This window comes from Nocardia sp. NPDC049707 (genome assembly GCF_040674855.1).
In the GTDB taxonomy this organism is placed as follows: Bacteria; Actinomycetota; Actinomycetes; order Mycobacteriales; family Mycobacteriaceae; genus Nocardia.
In genome coordinates this window covers 24,101-39,217 of record NZ_JBFANN010000024.1, presented here as the reverse complement: position 1 = coordinate 39,217, position 15,117 = coordinate 24,101, and the positions used below count along the sequence as shown (strand labels likewise).

Genomic DNA, 15,117 nt, shown 5'->3' with positions numbered 1-15,117 from the left:
GGTCCTCATCGCCGGGCCGGCGACACCACCGATATCCGAGACCGTTCTCGGCGACTGCTCGAGAAGCGACGTCGTGCCGCCGAACCGGCCGAGGAGATCGCCGACAAACACGCCGCCTCAGGTATCGAACATCGCTGGGCGGGTCGGTCGCGGCGGCAAGGAAACCGCCGATACGGCACGCACGCACCACCGGCCGCACGGATCGGTCAGCCGAGCTGGGGAACCACGCTGTGGACGCGGGCGATAAAAGTGGCGAAATCCGCCATGAACCCGGTGAGGAACTGCTTCGTCGAGTCATCGAGGACATCGCCATCAGCGGTGAAGACGTCCGGGTGGAACTGGATGTAGGCCTCCGGGGAAGTCATCTGCGGGGAATTGCAGTAGCCGAGGACGCTGCGCAGACTGAGCTGGGCAATCGCGGTACCGATCTTGCCCGGCGAGGCGCCGATGACGGCGGACGGCTTGAGTGTGAACGAGTTGTCGCCCCACGGGCGGCTGGCCCAGTCGATGGCGTTCTTCAGCGGGCCCGGGATCCCGCGGTTGTGCTCCGGTGTCACGAATAGCACGGCGTCGACGGTGGTGATGGCCGCCTTGAGTGCGCGGCCCTCCGGTGGGTAGTCGACGTCGTAGTCGCGGTTGTACAGCGGCAGATCCTTGATCGGAATCTCGGTGAACGTCAACTGTGGTGGCGCCAGCCGGATCAGGGCCTTGGACAGGATCCGGTTGACGGATTCCCCGGACAGACTGCCGATGATGTAGCCGACCGTGTAGGTACTCACGCGTTGCCTCCTGACCAGAGGGTTGTCCGGTGCTTACGGGAGCGCCAGGCGTCGTCGACGCGCGGCGGTTTCGACGAGAGTGCACGGCCAACGTAGCACTTCACAGCGGTCGTGTGGCCCGAGTAGTGAGACGCCGTCGGTCGACGCGGTGTCGAGGTAGTGGATCGACCGCCCGCGCCCACCCGAGCAACCGTTCGACCTGCATGTTTCCGGTTCGGTTGGTGACCGCTAAGTGCTCTACGAACTGAAAACATGCCCTGAGCTGGGAAATACTTCGCAGGTTGGTGCCCTCGGCAGGACACGCAGGACATGTGCAACCGGAAAACGCCCGGTCATCGGCGGGACTTATGCAGTGTGACTGCGGTGTCCAGGTTGCTACGTGTCGGCGGGCAGGATCCGGAACGAGCGGAAACCGGGTGTCAGTGGTTCGATCGCGCGGAAGTCGCGCTGGTCGAGGGTGAATATGCAGTCGGTTTTGTATTTGTCGGCGACCGCGACGCCGACCGCGTCGGCTAGGTCGAGTTGCAGCCCTTCGTATTTGGCTCGGACCGATTGCGCTGTGGACAGGTCGACGTGCTTCAACTCGGCAAGCCGGTAGCGGCCGTCGAGGGCTCGGCCCAGCAGTGCGTCGGTGATCTTCATCGCCGCGGCGAAGCCGAGGTCGCGGCGGGTCAGGTGATCCAGCTCGGTCAGCACCAGCGGCGATATGACCAGGGTTTCGGAAGGCAATTCGACACGGTCCGGTCGCGCCTGGACCGCAGTGGTGTCGCGGTATCAGCTCACAGGCAGTACTTGGCGCCGGAGGAGATCGACTGCACCAGGCAGGCCAACGACTGAGCGCTGCTCGATCCGGGCGATACGCCGATGGGATCGCCCTGCACGCCGACGGGCGCCACCTGGTTGCTCGGCGCGGGCTCCAACGGAATTCCGCTGGGCGCCGCATTCGCCACCCCCGCCCCGGCGGTCAGCGCAATCGATACGGCGACAAAGACTTTCAGTGTGGTACGGCTCATCGGGCAACTCCTGGGTAGTGGGTAGGACCACCCGACACGGTAACCATGCCGTTCACCGCGGGCACGCCCCCAATTGCGTTGACAGAGTTTCGGGCGGCCGGATGGCGTTCATATGGTTTCCCTTCAGTGAGCGAGCAAGGCCAAGGCGGCGTCGCGCGGAATGAGCCGCAGTGCGGCAGTGAACAATTGATTCGCGCGGCTGGTGAGCACGACCGGACCGGACCTGTCGGACAGCGCTTTCCGGGCGCGATCCACTACTTCGCGAGGTGTCTGGACCAGCCAGGACGGCGCATCGTGAGCGGTTTGCGAGGCGGTGCGCGTGACACCCGGGCACAAGGCCAGGACATGCACGCCGCGCGGTTTCTGTTCGTGCCACAACGTCTCGGAGAATGACGTGACGAAGGCTTTGGTGGCGCTGTAGACGCCGGTCCCGGGCTTCGGCGTTACCCCCAGCGTGGAGGAGACATTGACCAGCGCACTGCCGGGGGTGGCCGCGCCGAGGAACGCGTGCGCCAGCACGACCACCGCGCGGCAATTCAGATCCATTGTGGTGAGCGCGGATTCGAGCGGTTCTTCGACGAAGTCGCCATGGGTGGCGGTACCGGCATTGTTCACCAGCAGCGTGTATCCGCCGTGACGTAACAGTTCGGCGGTCGCCGCCAATCCCGCGCCGGTGGCGAGATCCGCGACCAGGTAGTCGTGCCCGTCACCGATTTCGGTCATGAGCGCTTGTAAGCCCGTGGTTCCACGTGCCACAGCGGTCACCGAATATCCCTGCGCCGCGAGCGCTACCGCGAAGGCTTGCCCGATACCCGCACTGGCCCCCGTCACGAGCGCCCTCACCGCTCGGCCTCGGGCTCGGTGTCGGCATCGAACAGGAACGAGATGCGCTCCATAACAGTTTTGCGCTGGGTGTTCTGGAAAGCGGCGATGCGCCACTTCCCGTCGTGTCCGCGCACCATGGTGTAGGTCTGGGTCTTCGACAGCTCGCTCGGGCGCTCGCCGTCGTACCGGTCGCCCCGGGTGGTGACCACCGCGGTGTCCGCACCGAAGAAGCGGATGCCGAGGTATGAGTCGGCGAGCTTGCTGCCCTTCACGAATCCGTCGAACAGCGCACGGTGCGCCTCGGTCAGATCCCGGCGGCTGTTGTAGTAGGTACCCGCGAACGTGGTGTAGGTGCCGTTCTCGGTGAAGGTCGCGCCGAAGGCGTCGGCATCGCCTTGTCCCCAGGCAGCGGTCATCTCGGCCAGTGTCGTGCATACCCCCTGTAGGTCCGCTGCACTGCCGCCGTCCGGCGTGACGCCGGTGCACTCGGCTGTTCCTCGATTACGCACGTCTGAGGTTTGATCCAGCCACACGTACCCGCCCGCAGCGGCAAGGCCGAGGGTCAGCGCACTCGCGCCGAGCACCTTGGCGACGGTGCGGCGACGGGACTTGGCCGGGGTGGCGGATTCGGTATTCGTGATGGTTGTGATCATGGCGGAACCTTCTCCCGTGATATTCTCTGCCTAGAAGATGTATATGCGTTAAAGATGTCTCTTCGTTGAAGAAGAGATTAGAAGGAAGGTGTGCACCGTGTCAACAGAAGGTCGAGAAGACAACGAAGGCCAGGTCTTCCGGCGGTATCTGAGTTCCGTTGTGCTGCATGCTCGAGCGGGCGCCAAGGCTGTCGGACTGGGCGCCACCGACCTGTACGCCCTCAACATCCTGGAACTGAGCGGAGCCATGACGCCCGGCGAACTCTCCACCCGTACGGGCCTCACCACCGGACCCACCACCAGACTCATCGACCGCCTCGAACGGGCCGGTTATGTGCGCCGCGCCAACGATCCCGGCGACCGCCGCAAGGTCATCGTCGAACCGATCGCCCAGCCCGCGGACCTCGACACAGTGCTCGCGCCGGCCCGCCGGAAGATCGGCGAGATCATCGGCGGGTATTCACCCGAACAGCGCGAGTTCCTGTTCGACTACTTCGCCTGTGCGGCCGACGCCCTCCAGCAGGCGGCGGGGGAAATCAGCTCCGCGGGCATGTCCCACGGCTAGCGGGTGCTCGGGGTGTGAGCTCGACAATGTGATCGTCGGGATCGCGCTGAGGCCCGGATTGCGTTCGCCGAGGATTCGGCGGTGTCCTACCGGAGCCGTCGCGACCAACGGGAGTATCGGGTAGCGCAGCCGAACGGTGAAACGGTTCTATTGCGAGGAATGGAACCTGCGACGCTGAAACCGCCCTGCCCTGCGGAAACGCAGTGGAAAGTTGTGCCCTCGGCAGGATTCGAACCTGCGACACCCGCTTTAGGAGAGCGGTGCTCTATCCCCTGAGCTACGAGGGCTGAACGTGCGGTGCCCGGGGCACCGAGTGGGACGACGGGGAGTCTACCGGGTGGGAGGCGCGGGGGCCGCATTCGATTTGGTCGGGGGGCGAGATCGGTTGAAGGTTCACTCGGTTCGAGTCGCTGTCTGAGGCTCTCGAGGGGCTGGCTCTGTTCTTTCGATGCGTCGGAGTGTCGAGTGTTCGACTTCCCTTCGGGCGTATCTGAAGCTCGTGAATGTAATCGTCTCAGACAGTTGATGATTGCGCTCAGGCGACTCTCGTCGCCCGGCCGGGTGCTCAGAACCCGCCGTCGAAGCCGCCCCCGTCGAATCCACCGCCGTCGAAGCCACCCCCGCCGAAGCCGCCATCGAAACCCCCACCATCGAACCCACCGCCCGAGTCGTACCCGCCTTGATCGCCGGCGTCGTATCCGCTCTGATCACCCGAGTCGTACCCCTGGTCGGCGGCCGCCGCATCGAGCGCGTCCTGATACCCCGCGCCGTAACCGCTTTCGAAGCCCTGCACGTCATAACCCACCCCGGACATCCCGGAGAACAGTGACGAGAACAGCAGGGCCGAACCCAAACCCCAAGCGCCGCCGATCAATGCGGGGCGCCACCATGGTTCGGAGTACCAGCCCGCGGGGACCGGTCGCCCGGCGACGCGCCCGCCCGGATAGTAATTCGGGGTCTCCGCGGAAGGGGTTGGTGATGCGGCTACCTCTCGGCCCTCGTATTCGACGACCCGCTTCTCGGTGACCTTCCCCGCGGTGTCCTGACCGTCCAATGCCGGAACGGCCGGACCCGGATCCATGCCCAGCGCGGAGCGGGCGGCTCGGATGTAGTACATGCCCTCGATCGCAGTTTGCTTCGCCAACCGCGCCTGGGCCGGCGTGCGCGCCTGCGCGATCTGCGAACCGGCCGCGATATGCCGCTCCGAGGCGTCGGCGAGTGCCTGCTTCGCCGCCTCATTGCTATCGGGGAGGTGGTAGAGCTGGCCCGCGAGCCGCTCGATCATCTGCCTGGCTTCGGCGGCCGCATCGTCGAACTCGCGTACGGCGCGCTGTTTGGTCTGCTGCGTCTGGTAGATGACGTAAGCCGCCGCGAGCAGGATTACCACGCCGATCAGTAGCCACAGCATCGCTCGTGCCCTTTCGTCATCGATCCCGGTCGTCCCCGAGTTTACTGGGGGATTGCTGAGAGTCGACTGAGCTTCGCGGCGGGCGGTGACCCGCCGTAATCTATTGTCCGGTGAGCCGACGGGCATGACCAGCCATTGGATCTGGTTGTTGCGCACGAAGAGGTGGCGATGGTGCTCGGCTGTGTCCAATTGGACACAGCATCGATCGGGTATGAAGCCGCGCGCGGATAAATAGCGCATCGGCAATCAGCGGAAGTTCACCTTCGCTGTGCCAAACTTGGGCCCGCACAGCTCTGCACTCCTCACCCTCGGAGGATTGTCCATGAAGAATTCTGTTGCGCCACTGGAACTACCCGAACCGTTGGTTATAACGCTCGGAAATCTCAAAGGCGGCGTCGGCAAGACGACCTCAGCGTTTTTCTTGGCCGCATACTTCGCACAGGTCCACGAATTGCGTGTGCTCGTCATCGATGCCGACCCGCTCAGTCAGACCGGATATTCCTGGTATCGGCGGCTGCTCAGGGGCGCGATCGAGGTGCCGTTCAAGCTGATCGCCTTCCCGTCGCGACACGTCGACGACTGTATTACCGACAATGCCGGGAAATTCGACGTGATCATTGTCGATGCCGGTGGTGAGTCGGCCGAGATATTCAAGGCCGCCATACCGCAGAGCGATGAGCTGCTTCTGTTGACCAGTGTCAGCCCGTCGGAGGTCAAGCGGGTGCCGAGTACCTATAAGGCCGCCGAGGAGGCCGCGGCGGATAGCGGCCGCGAGATCCGGGTGCGGGTGCTGATGACCAAGGTGCCGGTGACGATGAAGAACGGCGTGAACGTCTCGACCGAATACCGCACCCAGCGCGGAAATCTGGAGGATGCGGGTTACGACGTCTTCGAATCCTATTTGAGCGCGTGGAAATGGTATCGGGAGGCGGCCGACGGGGAGGTCGGTGAAGGCGCCGAGAATCCGATTGTGGATCTCGGGGAGTATCGGCAGGTCGGAGCGGAGTTGGTGAGTCCGTACCGGGTCGCGGTGGAGGTGTTCGCCTGATGCCTCCGCAGCGTAGAAAGGGTTCGATCGGTAAAGGTTCGATCGGCGGCGGGAATCCGTTGGCCGATGGCGCCGAGCACACGCCGCCGGTATCGCCGCTGCGGGATGCCGAGTGGCGAACGGGCCCGCTGAGCGCGGCGTCGCTGGAGGTGCTCGCACCGACCATTGATGCGAATGTGTCGACGACCGACGCGAATGTATTGACGATGCCGCTGCCCGCGCCGAACGACAACACGCCGGACGGTCCGCTCGACGATCGCGAGCAGGCCCAGTTGACGGCCTGCGAATCCTCGATCGACGGCCTGCGGGTCGCCTTCTGGGCGGCTGGACGGGCGCTGCAAATAGTGCGCGACGGTCGGCTCTACCGAGATCGGTACGCGAGCTTCGACGAGTATGTGGAGCAACGCTGGGATATGCAGCGGTCCTACGCGCACAAGCTGATTCGGGCCTGGCCGCTCGCCGCCAAATTGCATCCGGTCGCGCCCGCCATCAATGAGGGGCAGGTTCGCGAACTGCTGCCGGTGGCTGCTCAGCATGGCGAGGATGCGGCGGTCACCGTGTATACGACCATCGCCGGTGCCGCCGATGTGAAGGTCACCGCGGGCAAGCTGCGCGAGGCCGTCGCGCTGCTGCCCGAGCGATTCGACAAGGCCGAGGTGGTCGAATTGCTGCAGGCGTGGCTGCGCGGGGAATTGCGGGACGAATCGAATGCGCGGGCCGTCGATCTGTTCGCCGCGGTGGAATCGCGGTTCGCCGCGCTGACGCGACGAATTGTCAAGGGCTCGAACTATGATCCGGTGGCGGCGCGCGAATTCGCCGCGAAACTGCGCACTCTCGCCGAGCAGATCGAGGAGCAGATCATCGCCTGAGCCGTTTTGTGTCGACATGCCTCGTTGTGGAAGTGGCTCCGGAGCGGGGCATTTCGATTTAGTTATGCATTTGTTATCGTCAATGAGCGTGTTGTGTCGCATAATTCGATCGGATTGCGCGAAATATGATCGCTCGGATCCGCTGGACTAAAGATCACCGTGATGGTTTTCGAATTCATTCGAGGTCTTGGTGAAGTCCTACGCGCCAATGCAATGCGGCGTCGCATGACCCGCCAGGGCCTTCGATACGAGCATCGGAGGACCGGATCATGGCATCAATTACGGAGGGTCGATATTCTCGTTTCCTGCGGCGCGCGCTCCCATGGGCCGTCGGCGCGGGAGTCATCGCAGGCGCGGCGATCGCCGCGGCACTGCTTGCAGGAGGTCAGGCGTCAGCACAACCGCTGACCATTCCGGGTGTCGGGACATTCGAAGCCCCGAACCAGGTTTCGATTCCCGGCATCGAGGTCCCGGCGGATGGGCGATCGTTGCCCGCTCCGATTCCCGCGGTAGCGGATTCCGGCGCACCTCTGGATAGCGCGCCCGCTGAAGTTCCGGGGAAGGAATTTTCGGCACCACTCGCGGTTCCAGGAACGGAACTCGCTGCGCCTTTCCGGATTCCGGGTAATGAACTTTCGATTCCGCCGAAGGTTCCGGGTGCGGAGTTCTCGGCGCCGCTTGCGTTTTTGAATATCGAGCGTTCGGCACTTCCATTTGTTCCGGCTATTGAGATTGCTGCTTCGGATGACGTACCGGTTGCGGTGCGGGGCAAGGAGCTTTCGGGGCCGCTGGCTGTTCCGGGTCCCGCGCTGGCGGTGCCGCTGCGGGCTTTGGGTGTCGAGCGTTCGACACTTCCGATGATTCCGGCTATTGACGTTGCTGCTTCGGATGACGTGCAAGTTGCGGTGCAGGGCAAGGAGCTTTCGGAGCCGCTGACTGTTGCGGGTCCCGCATGCGCGGTGCCGCTGCGGGCTCTGGGCATCGAGCGTTCGACACTTCCGATGATTCCCGCGGTCGAGAATCCCATCGCTGTCTCGGAGGTCGCGCCTGTCGAGGTCCGTCACAGGGAACTCTCGATTCCGCTGGCGATGCCGGGTGCGGAGATTTCGATACCCCTCTGGGTGCTCGGGTTCGAGCGGTCGGCTCCGCGCGCGATACCCAGTCTGGAACGGTCCGCGCCGCATACCGCTCCGGGGGCGGAGCGCTCACTGCCCTTGGCGATTCCGTGGGGCGAACGTTCGACTCCGGTGCCTGCGGGGCTTCCCGATGCGGAGCCTGCGGCACCCGCGACGATTCCGGGAACCGGGATTACGGTGCCCGCAGACATGTTCCGCAATGAACTCGCGTTCCTCGCTGGTGCGCTCGGCATCAAGCCGCCTGTCTCGCCCCCCGCGCCCGCGGTGTCGCCGCAACGGACGCACGGTGCGATCGCCGTCGACGCGGCGCGCGGCAAGGTCGGCACCGAATACAGCATGGGCGCGACGGGGCCGGATGCCTTCGACTGTTCCGGGCTGGTGCAGTGGTCATACGAGCAGGCGGGGGTGAAGGTGCCGCGCACCAGCTACGAGCAGTTGGCCTCGGGTACCCCCGTCGCCCAGGACGAGTTGGAGCCCGGTGATGTGGTGGCGTTCTACGACGGCGGCCACTCGGCCCTCTATGCCGGTGACGGCAAAGTCATCCACGCCTCCACCTACGGGACCGGCGTGATCATGTCGCCGATGTCCTCGATGCCATACGCGGGTGCCCGTCGGTACTGACGCGGTAACGGGCACCGGCCTGGAATGCCGCGTTTCATTCAGGTCTTCCTCGGTAGGTCGGCTGGCGTGCACGAGTCGCACCGGCTGAACCCGATGGGTAGTTCGAAGCGGAGCGGACCGGTCTGTCGGCGACGTGCGGGGGTATCGCCGTCGGGCCGGTCCGAAGGAGCGACGCCATCGACGGCTGCGTTGTTCTATTATCTGCGTATGAATGCAGATAGCTTGCCGCTGCGGCCGCCGATTGCGGAGGATCTGGCCGGGCTGGTCGTCGAGGTCTTTCGCATGTTGGCCGACTCGACCCGCGTCCAGGTCCTGTGGGCACTGGTCGACCGGGAGCTCTCGGTCAACGATCTGGCCGATCACATCGGCAAACCGGGCCCCTCGGTATCGCAGCATCTGGCCAAGCTGCGGATGGCCCGCCTGGTCCGGACCCGCCGCGCCGGAACCACCATCTTCTACAGCCTGGAGAACGAACACATCCGCCAGTTGGTCGTGGACGCGGTGTACAACGCCGAACACGCGGGCCCCGGCGTACCCGCGCATCACCGCGGCGACGGTTCCGTGCGCAAACTGCCGGTTCGCGATCAGGCGGTGGCGGAATGAGTCACGAACGCAATCCCGAACGCTGGCAGGGCATTTCGGACGCCCGCGGTGATGAAGTCCGAAATGACAGGAGTCACGGGCACAGTCATGACGCCGCCGACGGCCACACACACAGCCGCGGGCCCGGGTGGGTGCATCGGCACGATCACGGACATGATCACGAGCACCCCCACCACGACCATCCGGGTGGGCTGCGCGGTGCGCTGCGCGAGATCTTCGTGCCGCACAGTCACGATGCCGCCGACAGCGTCGACGATGCGTTGGAGTCGAGTGCCATCGGGATCCGTGCGGTGAAGATCAGCCTGGCGGTGCTCGGGCTGACCGCGGTACTCCAGGTATTGATCGTGGTCGCTTCCGGCTCGGTGGCGTTGGCGGCGGATACCATTCACAACTTCTCCGATGCGCTGACCGCGGTGCCACTGTGGATCGCATTCGCGCTCGGCCGGCGGGCGGCGACGCCGCGCTATACCTATGGGTTCGGGCGGGCCGAGGATCTGGCCGGGTTGTTCGTGGTCGGGATGATCGCATTGTCGGCGATCATCGCCGGATACGAGGCGGCGCGCAGGCTGATCGAGCCGGTGCCGATCCAGCATCTGAGTTGGGTCGCGGCTGCGGGGCTCATCGGATTTCTCGGCAACGAGACCGTCGCGCTGTATCGGATCAGGGTCGGGCGGCGCATCGGCTCGGCGGCACTGGTCGCCGACGGATTGCATGCGCGGACGGACGGATTCACCTCATTGGCGGTGCTCATCGGTGCGGGCGGCGTCGCGCTCGGCTTCCCGCTCGCCGATCCCATTGTCGGACTGTTGATTACGATCGCGATCCTGGTGGTACTGCGCTCGGCCGCGCGCGACGTGTTCCGCCGCTTGATGGATGGCGTCGAGCCCGCCCTGGTGAACACCGCCGAGCAGGCGCTGGTCGGCGAACCCGGGGTGCTCGGTGTGCGCAGCCTGCGCATGCGTTGGATCGGCCACCGGCTGCACGCGGATGTCGAATTGGATGTCGCCCCGACCACCACCCTGGCCGATGCGCACCGCTTGGCCCATGGCGCCGAGCACACCCTCACCCATGCTGTGCCCAAACTCGACAGCGCGCTCGTTCACGCGTATCCGGCCCACGTCGCGGGGTGACGTCGGTGATGGCACCTGCCTGCTGATGGTATTCGCGCTCGGCCCCAGCTATGCGCCCAACTCTTGGGTAGCATCCCCGGTGTGATGTGGCTAACGGCAAGCAAGCCGCCGTAGCCACCGAAGAAAAGGAGTAGTACCGATGTTGAGCACCATGCAGGACGAGCCGTTGTCGTTGGCGACGTTGCTGCGCTACGCATCGACGTTCATGGGCGATTCCACTGTCTCGACCTGGACCGGCACCGGCGTACGCACCATGACCTACCGCGAGCTCGGCGCCGAATCGGCACGCCTGGCAAATGCGTTGCGCAGCTTGGGTATTGCTGAAGGCGATCGGGTCGCCACCTTCATGTGGAACAACAACGAGCATATGGTCGCCTATATCGCGGTACCCGCGATGGGTGCGGTGCTGCACGCGCTCAATATCCGGTTGTTCCCGGAACAGCTCGTCTTCGTGGCCAATCACGCCGAGGACCAGGTGGTGATCGTCGACGGCACGCTGGTGCCGATGTTCGCGCAGTACCTGCCCAATCTGAAGACGGTCCGCCACGTCATCGTGGCCAATGGTGATGCCGCCGCACTGCAGGCCCCCGAGGGCGTACAGGTGCACTCCTACTCCGAACTGCTCGCCGCGCAGCCGGATACCTTCGACTATCCGGTGATCGACGAACGATCCGCCGCCGCGATGTGTTACACCTCCGGCACCACCGGTGACCCCAAGGGCGTGGTGTATTCGCACCGCTCCAACTGGTTGCACGCCATGCAGGTGTGCCAGCCATCCGGCATGGGCTTCTCCAACAGCGACTATGGGCTCGCCATCGTCCCGCTGTTTCACGCCAATGCCTGGGGTCTGCCGTATGCAGCGCTGATGTCCGGTGCGAATGTCCTCATGCCCGACCGCTTCCTGCAGCCCGGTCCGCTGCTGGAGATGATGGCGGCCGAAAAGCCGACCTTCGCCGCCGCGGTCCCGACCATCTGGGGCGGTGTGCTCGCCGGGCTGGCCGCCAAGCCGCAGGACATCACGCATCTGCGCTCGGTGGTCATCGGCGGTTCGGCGGTGCCGCCGTCGATGATGCGCGCCTTCGAGGAAAAGCACGGCGTTCGCATCGTGCACGCCTGGGGTATGACAGAGACCTCCCCGCTCGGCAGCGTCTCGCATCCGCCCGCCGGCGCGACCGGCGAGGACGAATGGGAGTACCGCTTCACCCAGGGCCGCTTCCCGGCGAGTGTGCAGGCGCGCCTGGTCGGCGATGACGGCAGCGTGATCCCCAATGACGGAGTGTCGCTGGGCGAGCTGGAAGTTCGCGGTCCCTGGATCACCGGGTCGTACTACTCGCCGGACGGTGCGATGGTCGATCCGGACAAGTTCGACAATGGCTGGTTGCGCACCGGCGATGTCGGCAAGATCAGCCCGGACGGCTATCTCACCCTGGTCGACCGCTCCAAGGATGTCATCAAATCCGGCGGCGAATGGATCTCCTCGGTCGATCTGGAGAATGCGGTCATGGGCCATCCGGCCGTCGCCGAGGCCGCGGTCATCGGTGTGCCGGATGAGAAGTGGGATGAGCGTCCCCTCGTTGCCATCGTGCTCTCCGACGGTGCCGAGACCGAACCGGAAGAACTGCGCGACTTCCTCGCCGACAAGTTCGCCAAATGGCAACTGCCCGAACGGTGGGCCTTCATCGCGGAAGTCCCCAAGACCAGTGTCGGCAAATTCGACAAGAAGCGCCTGCGCGCCCAGTACGCCAACGGCGACCTGACGGTCACCACACTGTCCTAGAACGACAGGCCCCGCGTCACCACTTCAGCATCGGTAGTGGTGACGTGGGGTGCGTCCGGATTCGTTGGGCGGCCAGTTGGACCAATCGGCGATGGAATCCCTTGTCGGGGTAGCGCTTCGCCAGGTCGCGGAAGGTCGAGCGCGGGATGCCGAAGCGACCGAGCAGGCCGTATTCGACGTCGATCGCATCGGCGCGGCGGAAGATCTCGATCGGGTCGGTGGGTGTGCCCGCCGACCGGATCTTGTGGTGCTCGTCGATCATTGCGACGACCAGGTCTGCCAGGTCGGCGCGGTCGATCTGGTCGAGCCATTGCAACGCGAGGTCGGCCGATGGCGCGAGGTAGTCGAAGGTGCCCGCGGTCCAGATGCCGAGATCGTGGAAGGCCGCGGCCGTGCGGAACTCCTCGCGGGTGCTCGGCAAGCTGCCCGAGCCACCGCCCAGCAGATCGCAGAGTTCCAGCAACCGCAGCACATGGTTGGTGTACGCACCGCGATCCGAGCCGAGTTGCGGCAGCCAGGGGTGCAGTCGCCGATCGATCTCGTCACGAAGATCGTTGCCGCTCATGCGCTCTCATACTACGCGTGGTCAGGTGCGACGCTCGTCCGCTTCGAGGGTGGAGAAGTCGATCTCGCCGGCGTCGACCATTCGGCGCATGCGCTCCACAGCGGCAGTGCGGCGTCGACGGTCGATGATCTCACGCAGGGCTGCGTTAACCGTGTCGCTCGTGGTGCTGGTTCCCAGATACCTTGCTGCTTCGGTGCAGGCCTGCTCGTCGAGGTCTATCACCGTTCGTTCCATCGCCGAACCCCTGATCTGTCGGTATCCAGTTCGAGAATGGGATATCACGCGCGGGATCTGGTCACCGCGGCCGGGTGTTCGGACACGAGTCGGCGCGGCCGATATCTCGACCGCGCCGACCTGCGAACCACTCAGCAGTTGCGGAGTTCGGGGCTCTGGTTCAGTAGTTGGGCGCGGGTCCCGATGAAGGTGGTGTAGGTTTCGCCGCCGACGGCGGCGATCGGGAAGGCCGCGACGCGGTGGCAGTTCTGGAAGGCGAGTTTCACGTTGAAATGGCGTTCCAGCCCGCCGCGGATGGCGTCGGAGGCCATGGCGCGCAGCAGTTGTCCACGGGCCACCTCGTCGGGCGGTGGAACGACATTGTCGGCGAATTCGGCTGTGCCGGAATGCAGCTCACCGGCGACCCGGCTGACGACCTCCCAGGCGTAGGGGAGGGAGACCCGCACGACCTCGACGAAGTCGGCGTCGTCGACCTCGCCGCGTTCGGCGAGTTCGAGAAGGGCGGTGGGAACATCGAGGGACATACGCTCTCCTGACGTGGATGGCTGTAGCGATGCTCCTCGATTCTAATCGGAAACTGTTGTCAACAAGACTGGATTCGTCGCGAAAGTGCTGTGGTCAGTGCGGTTTTCGCTTCAGCGGCCAAGGTGCGGACCAGTTCGCCGGCTGGTAGCTCGGGTGCCAGTGCATGAGTCTGGCCAGCCCACATGTTCACCTCGTCCGGGTTGCCTGCCGCTCGGGCGGCGGCTCGCAACGGTGCTGTGGCGTAATGGATTTCCGGATAAGCGACCGGTGCCGTCGCGGAATGTTCGTCCATGAACCGATTGCGCAGGCCGCGCGCCCGGCGGCCGGTGAAGGCGCGGGTCAGCATGGTCGGGGTGTCGGCGCCCAGTGCGGCGCGATGTACCGCATTGGTGCCCGCTTCCGGCGAGCGCAGGAAGACGGTTCCGAGTTGCACGGCCGCCGCACCGGCCGCGAGTGCCGCAGCGATCCCGGCGCCGGTCGTGATGCCGCCGGTGGCCACGATCGGCCGCTCGACGGTCGCGCCGAGGATCTGCAGCAGCGCGAGCAGGCTCAGCGGATCGGTGGCGTCATCCGCGACGCGATCGATGAAGGTGGCGCGATGCCCGCCCGCTTCCGCGCCTTGAGCGATCAGTACATCGGCGCCCGCCTCGACCGCGATGCGGGCCTCGGCGGCCGAGGTGACCGTTACCCACACCTCCGAACCGACCGCGTGCAATCGATCGACCTCGGCGGTGCTCGGGCAGCCGAAGGTGAAGGTGACGACCGCGACCGGCGCATCGACGAGCAGCTCTAGCTTGGCGTCCCATTCGTCGGTGTCGTACTTCGGCGTGCCGACCTCGTGGGTGCGGCCCAACTCGGCTAGGTAATCGGCAAAACCCTCGGGCGCGGTGGCGGGACCAGGAGTGAACAGGTTGATGCCGAATGGCGCGGTGGTGAGTTCGCGGGTGGCCGCGAGTCGCGCCGCGGTATCGGTCGAGGTCAGGTATCCGGCGGCGAGCAGGCCCAGCCCGCCCGCCGCGGAAACCGCCGCCGTCAATTCGGGCGTGGACGGCCCGCCCGCCATGGGCGCCAGCACGATCGGAGCGCTCAACTCGTTGAGGATCACGGTCTCAGTGTGGCGCATGGGGTGCCGTTAGTGATTGCTTGCCGGTCGCTCGAAAGTGTCCGTGAGGTCGACCCGCGTTTCTGACCAGGTACGGAATGAGGATTTCGGTGGGAAAGGTTGCGGAATGATCACGACCGGGTAGAGTTCCCGTCACAACGGACACCGAAACGTTACAAACCTCGGAATCCGTTGAGCCAGTGTAGGTCGAGTGCAAGGACCAGCTTTGTCGCACCATCGGGTAAGCCCCAGTTCCATAACCGT

The 15,117-nt window shown here is 65.1% G+C and carries 16 protein-coding genes, 1 tRNA gene and 1 pseudogene; 7 read left to right on the top strand and 11 right to left on the bottom strand.

All coding sequences use genetic code 11. From position 1 onward, the window contains the following. Positions 1–206 precede the first annotated feature (206 nt). From AB0J29_RS21540 to AB0J29_RS21520, 5 genes are all read right to left on the bottom strand, one after another. Positions 207–779, bottom strand: a complete 573-nt coding sequence (locus tag AB0J29_RS21540) for an NADPH-dependent FMN reductase (RefSeq protein WP_364788838.1) — start codon at positions 777–779, stop codon at positions 207–209. A 375-nt stretch (positions 780–1,154) separates the two neighbouring features. After that, on the bottom strand, positions 1,155–1,508 hold the full coding sequence (locus tag AB0J29_RS21535; protein WP_364788835.1) for a PIN domain-containing protein: 354 nt from the start codon (positions 1,506–1,508) through the stop codon (positions 1,155–1,157). A 50-nt stretch (positions 1,509–1,558) separates the two neighbouring features. Further along, positions 1,559–1,792 (bottom strand): hypothetical protein, encoded by a 234-nt coding sequence (locus tag AB0J29_RS21530; RefSeq protein WP_364788832.1) that lies wholly within the window; start codon positions 1,790–1,792, stop codon positions 1,559–1,561. Positions 1,793–1,915: 123 nt separating this feature from the next. Beyond that, positions 1,916–2,623, bottom strand: a complete 708-nt coding sequence (locus tag AB0J29_RS21525; protein ID WP_364788829.1) for an SDR family NAD(P)-dependent oxidoreductase — start codon at positions 2,621–2,623, stop codon at positions 1,916–1,918. A gap of 8 nt (positions 2,624–2,631) precedes the next feature. Then, entirely contained in the window at positions 2,632–3,270 is a 639-nt protein-coding gene (locus AB0J29_RS21520) for an SgcJ/EcaC family oxidoreductase (protein ID WP_364788826.1), read from the bottom strand. Positions 3,271–3,367: 97 nt separating this feature from the next. Here AB0J29_RS21520 and AB0J29_RS21515 point away from each other — a divergent pair, with 97 nt between their 5' ends. Further along, complete coding sequence (locus AB0J29_RS21515) at positions 3,368–3,835, top strand: MarR family transcriptional regulator (RefSeq protein ID WP_364788823.1); 468 nt, start codon at positions 3,368–3,370, stop codon at positions 3,833–3,835. Positions 3,836–4,049: 214 nt separating this feature from the next. On the opposite strand, the gene AB0J29_RS21510 is transcribed toward AB0J29_RS21515, so the two are convergent. Together AB0J29_RS21510 and AB0J29_RS21505 are read right to left on the bottom strand one after the other, a co-directional pair. Beyond that, positions 4,050–4,122, bottom strand: a tRNA-Arg gene (locus tag AB0J29_RS21510). Positions 4,123–4,400: 278 nt separating this feature from the next. Then, positions 4,401–5,240, bottom strand: coding sequence for a DUF1542 domain-containing protein (locus AB0J29_RS21505; protein ID WP_364789009.1), 840 nt, complete (start codon positions 5,238–5,240; stop codon positions 4,401–4,403). A gap of 358 nt (positions 5,241–5,598) precedes the next feature. Here AB0J29_RS21505 and AB0J29_RS21500 point away from each other — a divergent pair. From AB0J29_RS21500 to AB0J29_RS21475, 6 genes and pseudogenes are all read left to right on the top strand, one after another. Beyond that, positions 5,599–6,291, top strand: a pseudogene (locus AB0J29_RS21500) (ParA family protein); the annotation flags it as partial. Beyond that, positions 6,291–7,160 (top strand): hypothetical protein, encoded by an 870-nt coding sequence (locus AB0J29_RS21495; protein WP_364788820.1) that lies wholly within the window; start codon positions 6,291–6,293, stop codon positions 7,158–7,160. The pseudogene AB0J29_RS21500 and the gene AB0J29_RS21495, both read left to right, overlap by 1 nt. 269 nt (positions 7,161–7,429) lie before the next feature. Then, complete coding sequence (locus AB0J29_RS21490) at positions 7,430–8,917, top strand: C40 family peptidase (protein ID WP_364788817.1); 1,488 nt, start codon at positions 7,430–7,432, stop codon at positions 8,915–8,917. A 207-nt stretch (positions 8,918–9,124) separates the two neighbouring features. Continuing rightward, positions 9,125–9,520, top strand: coding sequence for a metalloregulator ArsR/SmtB family transcription factor (locus AB0J29_RS21485; RefSeq protein WP_364788814.1), 396 nt, complete (start codon positions 9,125–9,127; stop codon positions 9,518–9,520). Then, positions 9,517–10,650 carry a cation diffusion facilitator family transporter gene (locus tag AB0J29_RS21480; protein WP_364788811.1) on the top strand — a complete coding sequence of 378 codons (1,134 nt, stop codon included), beginning with the start codon at positions 9,517–9,519 and terminating at the stop codon, positions 10,648–10,650. The genes AB0J29_RS21485 and AB0J29_RS21480 overlap by 4 nt, the downstream gene beginning before the upstream one ends. 139 nt (positions 10,651–10,789) lie before the next feature. Next, positions 10,790–12,427 (top strand): long-chain fatty acid--CoA ligase, encoded by a 1,638-nt coding sequence (locus AB0J29_RS21475; protein WP_364788808.1) that lies wholly within the window; start codon positions 10,790–10,792, stop codon positions 12,425–12,427. A gap of 16 nt (positions 12,428–12,443) precedes the next feature. Here the strand turns inward: AB0J29_RS21475 and AB0J29_RS21470 are convergent, their stop codons facing one another. From AB0J29_RS21470 to AB0J29_RS21455, 4 genes are all read right to left on the bottom strand, one after another. After that, on the bottom strand, positions 12,444–12,992 hold the full coding sequence (locus AB0J29_RS21470; RefSeq protein ID WP_364788805.1) for a hypothetical protein: 549 nt from the start codon (positions 12,990–12,992) through the stop codon (positions 12,444–12,446). Positions 12,993–13,013: 21 nt separating this feature from the next. Beyond that, complete coding sequence (locus AB0J29_RS21465) at positions 13,014–13,226, bottom strand: type II toxin-antitoxin system VapB family antitoxin (protein ID WP_364788802.1); 213 nt, start codon at positions 13,224–13,226, stop codon at positions 13,014–13,016. Positions 13,227–13,357: 131 nt separating this feature from the next. Next, a complete protein-coding gene (locus AB0J29_RS21460) occupies positions 13,358–13,750 on the bottom strand; it encodes an SCO5389 family protein (protein WP_364788799.1) in 393 nt (130 codons plus the stop codon). Positions 13,751–13,809: 59 nt separating this feature from the next. Next, positions 13,810–14,874 (bottom strand): nitronate monooxygenase, encoded by a 1,065-nt coding sequence (locus AB0J29_RS21455; protein WP_364788796.1) that lies wholly within the window; start codon positions 14,872–14,874, stop codon positions 13,810–13,812. Positions 14,875–15,117 lie beyond the last annotated feature (243 nt).